The 11,833-nt window shown below is 56.2% G+C and carries 12 protein-coding genes; 3 read left to right on the forward strand and 9 right to left on the reverse strand.

Annotated elements, in window-relative coordinates; genetic code table 11:
* The first annotated feature begins 169 nt into the window (after positions 1-169).
* Positions 170-496 carry a hypothetical protein gene (locus tag VNX88_05635; protein ID HWY68124.1) on the forward strand — a complete coding sequence of 109 codons (327 nt, stop codon included), beginning with the start codon at positions 170-172 and terminating at the stop codon, positions 494-496.
* On the opposite strand, the gene VNX88_05640 is transcribed toward VNX88_05635, so the two are convergent.
* The 5 genes from VNX88_05640 to VNX88_05660 all read right to left on the reverse strand — a co-directional run bounded on the left by VNX88_05640 (position 478) and on the right by VNX88_05660 (position 6,300).
* Positions 478-1,293 (reverse strand): sigma-70 family RNA polymerase sigma factor, encoded by an 816-nt coding sequence (locus VNX88_05640; protein ID HWY68125.1) that lies wholly within the window; start codon positions 1,291-1,293, stop codon positions 478-480. The genes VNX88_05635 and VNX88_05640 overlap by 19 nt on opposite strands.
* 19 nt (positions 1,294-1,312) lie before the next feature.
* Entirely contained in the window at positions 1,313-1,801 is a 489-nt protein-coding gene (locus VNX88_05645; protein HWY68126.1) for a UBP-type zinc finger domain-containing protein, read from the reverse strand.
* A gap of 38 nt (positions 1,802-1,839) precedes the next feature.
* Complete coding sequence (gene dnaK / locus VNX88_05650; GenBank protein ID HWY68127.1) at positions 1,840-3,774, reverse strand: molecular chaperone DnaK; 1,935 nt, start codon at positions 3,772-3,774, stop codon at positions 1,840-1,842.
* A 184-nt stretch (positions 3,775-3,958) separates the two neighbouring features.
* Positions 3,959-4,459, reverse strand: a complete 501-nt coding sequence (locus VNX88_05655) for a hypothetical protein (GenBank protein HWY68128.1) — start codon at positions 4,457-4,459, stop codon at positions 3,959-3,961.
* Positions 4,460-4,566: 107 nt separating this feature from the next.
* Positions 4,567-6,300 (reverse strand): DUF6600 domain-containing protein, encoded by a 1,734-nt coding sequence (locus VNX88_05660; protein HWY68129.1) that lies wholly within the window; start codon positions 6,298-6,300, stop codon positions 4,567-4,569.
* 301 nt (positions 6,301-6,601) lie between these two features.
* On the opposite strand from VNX88_05660, the gene VNX88_05665 reads away from it, so the two are divergent.
* Positions 6,602-7,090: a phosphate-starvation-inducible PsiE family protein gene (locus VNX88_05665; GenBank protein ID HWY68130.1), complete on the forward strand. Its 489-nt coding sequence runs from the start codon at positions 6,602-6,604 to the stop codon at positions 7,088-7,090.
* A 95-nt stretch (positions 7,091-7,185) separates the two neighbouring features.
* Here the strand turns inward: VNX88_05665 and VNX88_05670 are convergent, their stop codons facing one another.
* The 4 genes from VNX88_05670 to VNX88_05685 all read right to left on the reverse strand — a co-directional run bounded on the left by VNX88_05670 (position 7,186) and on the right by VNX88_05685 (position 10,340).
* Complete coding sequence (locus VNX88_05670; protein HWY68131.1) at positions 7,186-8,169, reverse strand: YfdX family protein; 984 nt, start codon at positions 8,167-8,169, stop codon at positions 7,186-7,188.
* 163 nt (positions 8,170-8,332) lie between these two features.
* Positions 8,333-8,890: a hypothetical protein gene (locus VNX88_05675; protein ID HWY68132.1), complete on the reverse strand. Its 558-nt coding sequence runs from the start codon at positions 8,888-8,890 to the stop codon at positions 8,333-8,335.
* A gap of 35 nt (positions 8,891-8,925) precedes the next feature.
* Positions 8,926-9,615, reverse strand: a complete 690-nt coding sequence (locus VNX88_05680) for a lipid-binding SYLF domain-containing protein (protein HWY68133.1) — start codon at positions 9,613-9,615, stop codon at positions 8,926-8,928.
* 59 nt (positions 9,616-9,674) lie between these two features.
* The gene (locus VNX88_05685) at positions 9,675-10,340 is read right to left on the reverse strand and encodes a BON domain-containing protein (protein ID HWY68134.1); all 666 of its coding nucleotides are present in this window, start codon (positions 10,338-10,340) and stop codon (positions 9,675-9,677) included.
* A gap of 531 nt (positions 10,341-10,871) precedes the next feature.
* On the opposite strand from VNX88_05685, the gene VNX88_05690 reads away from it, so the two are divergent.
* Complete coding sequence (locus tag VNX88_05690) at positions 10,872-11,390, forward strand: DUF4136 domain-containing protein (GenBank protein HWY68135.1); 519 nt, start codon at positions 10,872-10,874, stop codon at positions 11,388-11,390.
* The last annotated feature ends 443 nt before the right edge of the window (positions 11,391-11,833 follow it).

Genomic DNA, 11,833 nt, shown 5'->3' on the forward strand with positions numbered 1-11,833 from the left:
CCGCGAAGTCACAGACTGCTGGACAAACTACGCAAAAGGCAGCGTGATTGGAACAGAATTGCGGAAAGATGCTGGCTGCTCGAGGTATGGGCGGCCAGCATTTGTTAGCAGGCAAAATTGAAGAACGAGCGAAGTGCGCAAACCTAAACGCCCACAGCGAGAACGAACCGTGAACCACTCCGACTCAAAGGTCTTGGTGTTTGGAACTCACGGATCTGCAGAGGCATTCGCAATCCGCGATTTTCTACATCGTTGCGACGTACCTTTCCTATGGATTGAGGTCAGCCCCGACCAGCCGGACGCATTACGAGCGTACGCCGGCGGGTACGATGCAAACTGGACGCTCGATCGGGATCCTTATTACCTGGAAACCAATATTCCGGGAGTATTCGCAGCTGGTGATGTACGCCACCGTTCAGTCAAACGTTGCGCATCAGCGGTTGGCGAGGGAGCAATGGCAGTGAAGTTCGTCCATCGCTACGTGATGAATGGGTAGCTGCTCTTGATCAAGAGGCCTTTTCGCTTCTTTCCTTCGATTCCTGATTCGCCGATCGCTAGCCGAATATGCTCTTTGACCTTTTCCGCGATGCGCGGTACCTGGTCCGTCGGCACGCCGGAGATTCTGGCCACAGCTCCTTTTGAGAAACCTTCGACAACGTAGAGTTCGAACACCGTTCGCTCGCGCTCGGAAAGTTTGGCGAGAGTCCTAATGATCTCGACGATCTGTTCTCTCCTCTCGAGCTGTTGCTCAGGAGTATCGTCAAAGGCCGGCGGCAAAAATTCGAGCGCCTGATATTCGCTATCGTCCAATTCCTCGGGAAACCAGACTTCTCCGTCGGCATCAGCCGTGATCGGCATCTGCTCCAGCGTGCGCAACTCAGTCTGGGTTAAGGTTTCTAAATTCTTTCGGCGCTTTTCAGTCGGCCTTCCCTTCGAAACATAGCGGTCGAGTTCTTCGTTTGCCAGCCGGTAGAGCCACTGTTCGAGTGTCAAACGTTTCGGCTTGCGATTGAACTTCTCGTAGGCCTCAAGCACCACGTCGTCGAGCATGTCCACGCTGCTGAGTACAGGGATATTGGCTCGCTGGGTCAGGCCAGCACCACGAAGACGACGCTTGATGTACGACCGGAGCGGCTTCAGCAGCGGAATAATCTCTCGAAAGAACTCCTCCCTGTTCCCTTCGGAGGCCAGCTTGCGCAGTTTCTCCTCTTTGTGACCCAGGGCTTCTTCCCGTGCTCTCCGCCTCGTCCCTGAACTCTCGTGATTGGCACCGATGCTTCCGTCGCTTTTCAAGAAACGAGTCCTCACCCGGCTAGTACTGTGCAAACGCGTCATTCGGGTAGCAATAGAGCCAACGCTCCCCCGGTTCGGCGGAGGCAATGACCGGATGTCCGCTCGCATGAGCATGTTTGGTCGCGTAGCGGTTGGGCGAGGAATCACAACAAAGTGTGACGCCACACTCCTGGCAAGTTCGCAGGAGCACCCATGGCGATCCGGTCTGCACGCACAGCTCGCAGACCCGAACGTCGGGCAGTTTGATCTCGTTGATTCCTTCGATATGAGCACACACTTCAACTAGCATCAAAAACTGCTTCAGCGACATCGTCCGTATCCAAGCCTGCACTTCGAAGCAGCGCCCGCACATCTTCGGGGTGCAAGCGAGACGCGTCATACCCACCAAAATCGAGTGCCTGATTTCATTCAGGCTCAATCGGCGAATACCGTACACTTCCCGGACGCTGTCCATAGCCCGCAGCTGCCGTGGGCCCACAGGCGCCAAATAGTGAAGCGTAATGTCCATCAAGGTCATACACGCGATCCCAGACCAGAAACGGCGTTTTAGCGATTCGTATCCACATCTACATATTCCGCATCGACCACACCTTCATCCTTCTTGCTTTGCCCGCCCGATGACGAAGCCGCGCCCGTACCCGACGCGCCTCCATCTCCCGACGATCCTCGTGACTGCGTGGACGTAGACCGGTACATTTGTTCCGCCAGTTTGTGCGAAGCCTGCGTCAGACGCTCGCGAGCATTGTCCATGCTCGCCTTGTCATTCGACTCCAAGGCCTTCTTCGCATCGGCAATCGCGTTCTCGACATCGCCGCGTTCCGAACCAGAGATCTTGTCGCCATTTTCTCGCAGCATTTTGTCGACGCTGTAGACCAATGAATCCAGCTGGTTCTTCGATTCGATCTGCTCACGCCGCGACTTGTCCTCGGCCGAGTGTGCCTCTGCCTCCTTGGTCATGCCCTCGACTTCTTCTTTCGATAGGCCGGAAGACGATGTAATTTTGATGGTCTGATCCTTTCCCGTCGCCAGGTCTTTCGCGGTCGCGTTCAGGATGCCGTTGGCATCGATGTCGAACGTAACTTCGATCTGCGGAACGCCCCGTGGTGCCGGAGGAATGCCAGTAAGCTGGAACTTGCCCAATGTGCGGTTCTGGTTCGCCATCGGCCGCTCCCCCTGCAGCACGTGAACATCAACCGCAGTTTGGCTGTCGGCTGCAGTCGAGAACGTCTCAGTCTTGCGGGTCGGAATGGTCGTGTTCCGCGGAATCATGGGCGTCGCCACACCGCCCTGTGTTTCGATCGAGAGCGTCAGCGGGGTCACATCCAGCAGCAGCAAATCTTTTACCTCGCCGCCTAGCACGCCGCCTTGGATCGCGGCGCCCACTGCGACTACTTCATCCGGGTTCACTCCCTTGTTGCCTTCTTTCCCGAAGAGCTCCTTGACCAATTGCTGAATACGCGGCATGCGAGTCTGTCCGCCAACCAGCACTACTTCATCGATCTTGCTGGCATCTACGCCCGCGTCCTTCATGCATTGCTTGCTTGGCGGCACGGAGCGCTGGATGAGTTCTTCAACCATGGCCTCCAGTTTCGCCCGCGTGAGTTTCTTTACGAGATGCTTCGGTCCGCTCGCATCCGCAGTAATGAATGGCAGATTGATCTCCGTCTCCATCGTGGTGGAAAGTTCGATCTTGGCCCGTTCCGCCGCATCACGAAGACGCTGCAGCGCCATCTCGTTGCCTCTGCCACGCAGATCGAGACCTTCGCTCTTCTTGAACTCGTCGATCAGCCAGTCGACGATGCGCTGGTCCAGGTTGTCACCACCCAGGTGCGTATCGCCGTTCGTAGCCTCAACTTCGATCAAGCCTTCTCCAACTCGCAGGATCGAAATATCAAATGTTCCGCCGCCAAAATCGTAGACCGCGATCGTCTCATCCTTTTTCTTGTCCAGACCATAAGCTAGGGCCGCTGCCGTCGGCTCATTGATGATACGTTTTACCTCGAGCCCAGCGATCTTCCCGGCATCTTTGGTGGCTTGGCGTTGTGCGTCGTTGAAATACGCCGGAACCGTGATCACCGCATCCTGGATCGGCTGTCCCAAATAATCCTCGGCCGCTTTCTTCAACTTCTGCAGAATCATGGCCGAGATCTGCTGTGGCGTGTACTTCTTGCCCTGGGCCACGATCACCACGTGGTCGCCCTCGGGCTCAACCTTGTACGGCACCATCTTCAGCTCTTCTTTCACTTCGTCATAGCGCCGTCCCATGAAACGCTTGATCGAGAAGATCGTGTTCTCAGGATTCGTGATCGCCTGGCGCTTGGCCACTTGCCCTACCAGCCTCTCGCCAGTTTTTGTGAAAGCCACGACCGACGGAGTCGTGCGCCCACCTTCCTCATTGGCAATGACATTGGGTTCACCGCCCTCCATGACTGCCACCACCGAATTCGTAGTACCAAGATCAATGCCAATCGTTTTGCCCACGTTCGTAACCTCCCGAGGTTGGCCTGCGGAAATAAGGACTCGATCTGTTGCCGTTCTCCATTGCCGAGGCTAACGGTCTTCAGCACTCAGAACAATTCATCAGTAGAACGAATGAAAATTCGACGACAACGCTTATTGGAAAATTCGCTTCAGGCGAGAGGAATTGATAAGACAAAAGTCTTATCTAAGAATTCGTCTCGCGGTTAACCCAACTCAACAATTCTCGAATCTCAGATTGCATGTAGTACCCCTCGCCGATTGTGGGCGAGAATACTCCCATGCCAATTGCTTCCGGGAAGAGTTCCCGAGTCTGTTCGTATCCTGGGATCTGCACACGCTTTGCGAGTTCGAGTACATCTCCGCGGGGCATTTCACCTGAGGCCAGAAAAGAGAGGAGGAGCATCAAACCATCCGATCCCACAAATCTTTCGAGCGATAAACCTTCCACGATGCTGCGATCATTGCGGAACTCCCGGACGCTATCGTATCGGCAGCCCGGCCCGTTCGATTCCGCGGAAGGCGATAAACGATGAACTAGCCTTAGACCCTTCAGCCGTTCACCGCGCTCATCTTCACTCGCAAGCCATTCGACCCATCCATCCTCAATGCTCGTGATGAGGTCGCCGCAACAGCTGCACCTCCAGCCTTGCGATATTCTTTCGGTTTTTTCAGTTCGTTTATTCATGGCCAAGAGACTCTCAATTTCGCGGCCTCCATGCTGTTTCCGTGAAAGCTGAGCAGAGCCGCGTACCTTCCGGAATGGATTCACTGGCATCGACATGGACGTTTCCCTCAGTGATGGGGCTTGGGAACCGGCAGCGGTACTGCCCGCTCGCGCAAGACCGGCGCCGGGTGTGGAGGAAACTCGCGATCCCGCATGGGTCCAACCGGTCTTCCGACTCGCAGATCTTCGATTTGGCCAGGTTCGATCGGCCTTCCCGGATGCTCCATCATCGCCCGTCGTGTATCGGCAAACGGTATCCTTGGTACGGGTGGCGGAATCCTGGTGATCAAACCCCGCGACTCAGACCGTGACGGGTTTCCGGGGTTTCGGCCCACCGGTGCTTCGCGCGTTCTCGCAGAGGCGGGCTGCCGAGGCTCATCCCCAGCCGGCCGGGCCGCTCCGCTACCGGTAACAAGTCGCTGGGAACGTACCGGCGGCGCGGACACAGGCTTGCCCGGCGTGGCTGCACGCATGGTAGGGTTCGCAGCCGGGTGTGGAGTGACCGGCACTCTTGCAATCTGCTCAGGACTGAGCTTGACAGCCTGGTGCGCAATTGGTTGCCCGCTGCTAAAAGCATTCTTGGGAACCGCCGTGGTTGCGACAGTCTTGTAAGTGTAGTGCACGTCGTGGATGTTCGTAATATTGGTAATGTTAGTGATATTGGTTACGTTCCGAATGTTGGTGACGTTCACTACGCGTAGATACTCCGGGCCGTAGTGATACCAGGGAAAGAAGGGCTCTCCGGGTCCCAGCGGAAACCAGCCCACCAGATCAATGCCAACCCCAATCGAGAAGCCGGGACCTCCCAGGAATGCAACGAACGCTGGAGCGTAGACCGGCGCGACGACGATTGGCCCGGGCAACCATCCCCAGGTCATTCCGATTCGAACCCATCGGCCATAGTGGAAGCTGCAAAAGCCCCACGGCTCGTCTTCAATCCAGGTCCATCCCCAGGGATCGATCCATGCCCAATGGCCGAAGCGGTAGGGTACCCAGCCAGCCGCAACCGGCGGATACCAGATCGGCCCCCATTCGTCGACGACCGCCCAATGTCCGTATTCATCGAGATCGTCAAAGCCCGGAGTGCCTGGGCTCACATACTTCGCGGATGTGGCAGACTCTCGACGCCGGTCGCGCTCTTCACTCCACTCATCAAAGCCGTCGGGGGGAGGCATCGGAGCAGTTGTCGCTTGCGGCGGATTCTGGCCCCTAAGTTCGAAGGCCTGGCCCTCGTCGACACTTTGCGAAAAACCCTCGGCGGTTATATCTACGCTGCCTCGGTTTACCGTGACGATTGTCCGGTCACCGTCCGGGTCGGTATCAACGCGATATCTTCCGGGACTCTGCACCGTAATCGCTCCGTTAGGAGTGTCCACCTCGACAGTATTTCCGGAGGGCAATTCATAGACGCTGATCCGCAACGTCCCTTCCTCCAGTCCAAGTTGCATGGTTTCATCATTCAGGTTAGTTACGGTGACATCGCTAGAGGCAGACATCCGCACCGCGAAGAATCCGGCTTGGAGTTCCGCCCTTCCATCCTTATCCGTGTATAAACGGTCCCCGGTCGTCACGGGAAAGTTGAGCGTAGCCTGGGCCCATTGATCCAACCCTGCCCGCAAGAAAGAAACATTACCCTTTACAACACTGAGCCGCGCAATGCGCGCCGGGGGATTGCCGGACGAATCGTCCTGACTTACGGCAGGGACGCAGGCCGCCAGCAAGGCCAGACAGGCCAATACCGCCGCGAAGTATTTCCCACTGCGGTTGCTACGAACACAAGTCCAATCTCCTCGTTGGTTCATCGAAAATCTCCTGCCCATCTCGAGGCTGAGGCTAACCGTCCGAGCCCTTGAATAACAATTGAACGAGGGAGCGACTATGAATTCAGAAATGTGGCTTAGACATTGTTCCAGCCCGGGTGACAGGAACCTGTACGACTTTGGGAGTAGCGGGCCTTCCATCGCAGAGCATGCGATCAAACCGGTTTTTCTGATTGACAGCTGCTGCTCCATCGCCGACGATGGGCCTTTCTCGGCAATAAGTACGATTCCGGTCAAAAAGTGGACCGCCACACCAGCGACTCTGGCTGCGGGGGTTGATACCATGGCAGAAAGCACCGTGCGTCAGCGCTTTGACTATTCGCTTAGCGTTGCCGAGATGGCAATTTATTCCGCGCTGGCTGTGTTGCTTTCGCTGACGATCCTCGCTGCCCTCGCCAGTGCGTGCAAGCTGCTCCTCGATAGCGTGATTCACTGGACGGTAGCAACGCAGACACTGCGAGTCCTAAACGAACTGCTCATTGTGCTGATGCTCGTCGAGATTCTGCATACCGTTCGCATCTCCATTCGCTCGCAAGTTCTGGTCACAGAGCCATTCCTCGTCGTCGGCCTAATCGCCTCGATTCGGCGCATTCTCGTAATCAGCCTGGAGATGGCCACTCTCGGCAAGGAGTTGGTATGGACGAGCGATAGCACGCAAGTTTTCCGCTCTTCCATGATTGAACTTGGTTTGCTTGGTCTGCTCGTTCTAGTCCTGGTATTTTCGATTACGCTTTTGCGGCGCTACCCTGCTGCCCATGCAAAGGACTCCTGAGTACCAACCGCGAGACTCCACCAACCCGGAAAACCGAAAAGCCGGGCTGGCTTTAGAAGCCCAACCCGGCCTGCGGGGTCGATGTTTCGCTCGCGTCAGCGCCGCTCTTGCTGCGACTGCCGCTTCAGGAACGCCGACAATCGATCCTCGAGCTTAGCGAAAACGGAGGTTGCATCTTCATTTCCCTTAAGCTGTTTTTCCAGGTTCGAGATGTCGGTGTTCAAGGCTACGTATTCCGGATCCCGGCCTGCGTAGCCGAGTTCTTTGGCTCGCTCAGTTTCCTTCTTCGCTGTTTCGACCAGCGTTTGTGCCATGGCCTTGTCGGTCCGACTCTTTGCCTTGGCTTGCTCGATCGCTTCGCGAGCCAGAACTAGCGGCAGAGGAGTAACTCGATCCACGGCCATCAGAGTGTCAAGCGCGGTCAATAGCACTTTGCTGGCCTCCAGCGGCTCCTTCTGGTCAAGCAGATGTGCAGCCTCCTGCAAAGCAGCGGGATACGTCGCCAGCGGAAGGTTGTAGGTGCGCATGCGAATCTCGCTAGTCAAAGCGTAAAGCAACACGCGCGCAGCTGGGTAGTTCTTGTCATCCACCGCCTTCGATGCATTCTTCGCAATCTCCGCAATGGCCTTGCTATCGTGTGGCGCCGCGTCAATGACTTCGACCTCAAGGCTGACAGGGATGAGCGCCGTGGCCGGATTGCGAGCCAGCAAGATGTTGATCTTGCCGGTGGCCTGCTCGATCGCCGCCAGGGCTTGGTCATTCTTATTTGCAGCGATGGCATCGATCGCCTTCTGAGTTTCGTCGATGGCGGCCTTGGCTTCCTGATCCAGATTTTTTGAAGCTTCGTCCTCTGCTTGTTTGCGCTCTTTTTCGACGTCAGGTCGCGCCTGCTGCTCAGCCTCTTGCCGTTGTTTCTGCAGGTCAGGCGGAGACTGCGTCTGGTTTTGGGTGTGCGTCGCCGCGTTAACCGTCGAATTCTCGCTAGAGTTCTTGGCTGAACTACAAGAAGCCAACGTTAAGCACAAGGCGAGCAGGATCGCGATCGCCGGAGCCAGCAAAATATTGATCACATCTTTCATAGCAACGTTCCTCCTATTCTTCTTTCTTCTTCCGGGTGTTCGGATCCCTCAGTTCCCGGTCGCGGTCCTACTTTCACTCGGCCCTGCGCCTGAAAAAAGCCGGTTCAGCCTGTCGGGAAAAGCCGAACCGGCCCTGCGGGCACAGGAGGATCATCGCGGCATCTTATCGACTGGCAATCTCGAGCTTCTGTTCCAGCTTTTCCACTTTCGCTCTGGAATCTCCATACTTTACAAATGACGAAATCATGTCCGACAGATTGTGGGCCGCATCCGCGTTCTCACTCAAGTATTGCGGATACGACGAGGTCTGAAGCGGCCGGGTCTTGTTCTCGTTGAGATGGTTGATCGCCGCGGTCGTGTTCGTGGCCAACTCCTTCAGAACCGGCAGCATACGATCGACTGCCTGCTGCTGCCACGCCGACGCCGAGTCGCGCTTTTGCTCGAGTTGTGCGGCGATGCGACCCAGCTGGTTTACGTGTTCTTTCACTGATTCCAACATCGCGGCATGAGTTTGCCAGCTCACATCCGTGCGAATCAGAGCTTCCATCTCGTCCGCATCGCGGCTCAGTTCTGCTGCTTTGTCGCGAGCGTCAGCAAGAAGTTTAGTAACCTCGGGGTTTTCCTGCTTCTGTGCCGATAGTGGCGTTGAAAACAGGAACAGCATCGATGCAATCAGGGCCCCTACCATCAATTCAGCCGCCATTTTGCGCAAAGTTTGCATGTGTTGATCTCCTTATCTTTTTCGATCTGAACGTCTCAAGACTCTTTCTTTGCTTTCTCCTCCACTTCCCGGACCGCGGCTAGAAACGAGCGGACAGTTTCAGGAGGTTGAACTTTCCCAGTCAGGATTTCTCGGGGCGGAAGCAACTTGCCGTACACGATTTTTGTGGCTTCCTGATCGGGATGCACGACGGCTCCATCGAGCGACACACCGGCGAAGACACCCCTGGCTCGTGCATAACTCAGAATTTCGGTCTCCATCTTCCAATCGGTTCCCGCAGCGGCATGTCGTCCCACCGGACCCGCGGCGGCGGATGCGTCCGCGCCAATTTGGAATTTTGCCGAGAGCAAATGATCCATCCCGCGTTGGTTCATGATCATGAGGACGTTGTCGATGCTCGCAATCCCGATCTGAGCGCCCCATCCGCCGCCTGTAATCGTGAAGAAGGCCGGCGCGCTCCATCCTCTTTCTGTATGGCAGGTCGCTACCCCCTTTCCGAACTTCGCGGCCACCACGAACCCCGCTTTGATCTGGTTGGGAATCACGGCAATGCACTTGGCGTGTTCAACAATTTCCAGCGGAATCCCTTTGTCAGGCGCGTTCATGACTTCCTGCAAAACCTCACCAGCATTCTGCAGACGCTCTTCGACTTTCGTGTTGGCTGCACTTGCCCACAAGGGTCCCGCGAAAGCAAGCATCGCGACGAGTAGTATCAGTTTGTTCATCACGGCTCCTAAACTCAGGGGCGGGCGAGGTCTCCGCCCCTGACCACGGATCCAACTCGCTAAACGTCAACCGTAATCCGGTTTTCCACCGAGGTGACTCCCGGCGCCAACCACGCCACCCGCTCCGCCTCTTCCTTCTCAACCCACGCGCGGACGGCTCCCTTCAGAATGGCCTTGCTGCCCTGGACCTCAACCGTGATCTTGTTGGCATCGACCTTGGCGTTGCGCACCAGCGCATCCTCGATCCTCTTTTTCAGTTCTGACGGCGTTGTGCTCGGCTTCACCGTAATGAGATTGCTCACTCCCTTCACCCCGGTCAGACGTCTTACCACGCGTTCGGCATCCTGTTTCTCGAAGTTCCAATTCACCTCGCCCTTCAGCGTGACCCAGCCTTTGGAAACCGTGACCTGAATCTTGTCCGCCGGCACCGAGGCATCCCATTGCAGCGCACGGATCGCAGCCTCGGCAATGTCCGCGTCCGTGCGCTCGCTGAACAGTTTTACTTCAATGTCGTTGGCCACAGCCTTTACGCCCGCAACCCGGTGTGCGGCGTCCTCGGCAGCCCATCTCTTAAGATATGAATCCACCCATCCGGTGAGCGTAACTACTCCGTCCTTGACGGAAACACCAATCTCGTTGGGCTGGACCTGAGCATCCCACTTCAGTTCAGCGAGCACGTCTTTCTGAATTTCTTCGTCCGTGTGTATGAGTGTTGCAGTTGCCATGATCGGTTCTCCTTTACGTCTGTTTATCCGTAGCTTCGAAAGTCTTGCACCGTGTCTCTTCAGCGCCTTTTGGCGCTGCACAAGTGCTTGTTTCATTCGCGATAGTAGTGACAGAGCGATCCTTAAACAATTCGTCAAGAGGCGGAACCGGACGTCGGACAGGGCATGTACGGGCTCTTACTCCGCCAGTCCTAACGCCCTGTAGGACCTTGGCTGTACGGACCAACTGGCAAGCGAGAAAGCATTCAGGGATGAGCTGCGAGTGCGAACGACTAGCTACCGCTACAGTCTTATGGAAATCTCTAACGTGGGATTGATTTGAGGCTACGCGTTGTTTCGGATTCCCCGTTCGTGCTACCGAGGAATTGTCCCAAGCACCCCTAATCGCTAGCATCCCTGTTAGAGATCGCTAGCTGAAGACCCTAGATTTTAGGCCATCGAGTGTCGAAACCTGAGTTGTTCAGTCTGGGATCCTGGCAGATTCGTCCGGCCGGCAGTCGTGAGTCGGATAAAAAAAACGAAGGAGAAAATATGAAAGTCCAAGTCCGTTTTCTGTTCTTTGTCGCCGTCCTGCTGGCCATCACGCTTCCGGTATTTTCTCGCGAAGTCAAGACCGACTACGACCACCACGCAAATTTTTCGCAATACAAGACCTACTCTTGGGGCAAGATCGAGACACCGAATCCTCTCTGGGATGACCGCATTAAGGAGGCGGTAAACAGGGAGTTGGCAAAGAAAGGCTGGACAGAGGTTCCGTCGGATGGGGATGTGACGATTATGGCAGTAGGCACAACCCACGAAAGGCCTACACTGCGAACTTTTTACGACGGCTTTCCGGGATGGCGCTGGGGTGGGTTCGGGGAGGCGACCACCTACGTCGACAATTATGAGGTTGGCTCCCTGGTCGTCGACATGTTCGATAGCAGAAGCAAGAGACTGATTTGGCGAGGATCAGCAACCGACACCGTACCCGACAAACCGGCCAAAGCGTTAAAGGATCTCGACAAATCGGTGGAGAAGATGTTTGACCATTTTCCGCCGTCTATTTGAAGACTAAGGAATATCGCGACGAAGGCTTGTCGTAAGGCGGCAGGGGGACGGCTTTCGGGTTCCTGCGGGAAGTGGGAAGCCAGCATCCCGATATAGTGCCTCGCCCAGATGCCGATGCCCATCGCGGTGCGTCCGCCGATCAGCCGTGTGCGACCGCTCGCCGCTGTCACCGGTCCGGCGAGATCGAGAGCTTCCTAGGAAGCGGATATTGCAATCAGGACCGAGAGCGTGGCCTGCGGCGGGTCGTATACACCGGTCATTGCTGCGTCAGCGGAATCGCCAGAAGGAACTCCCTGTCCAGATTGAGCCGCGAGTTAGCATCTGTTCAAGAGAACGCGAGCGACGCTTCGGGTCGCCGGATCTGTGGACGTCAGGGCTCCCAACAACTCCCAGGCGGCTTCGCCGCTGCCTCGTTCGCTGCATTCTACAGCGCACAGGAACAA

Source organism: Terriglobales bacterium, from assembly GCA_035567895.1.
Taxonomy (GTDB): Bacteria; Acidobacteriota; Terriglobia; order Terriglobales; family Acidobacteriaceae; genus Gp1-AA112.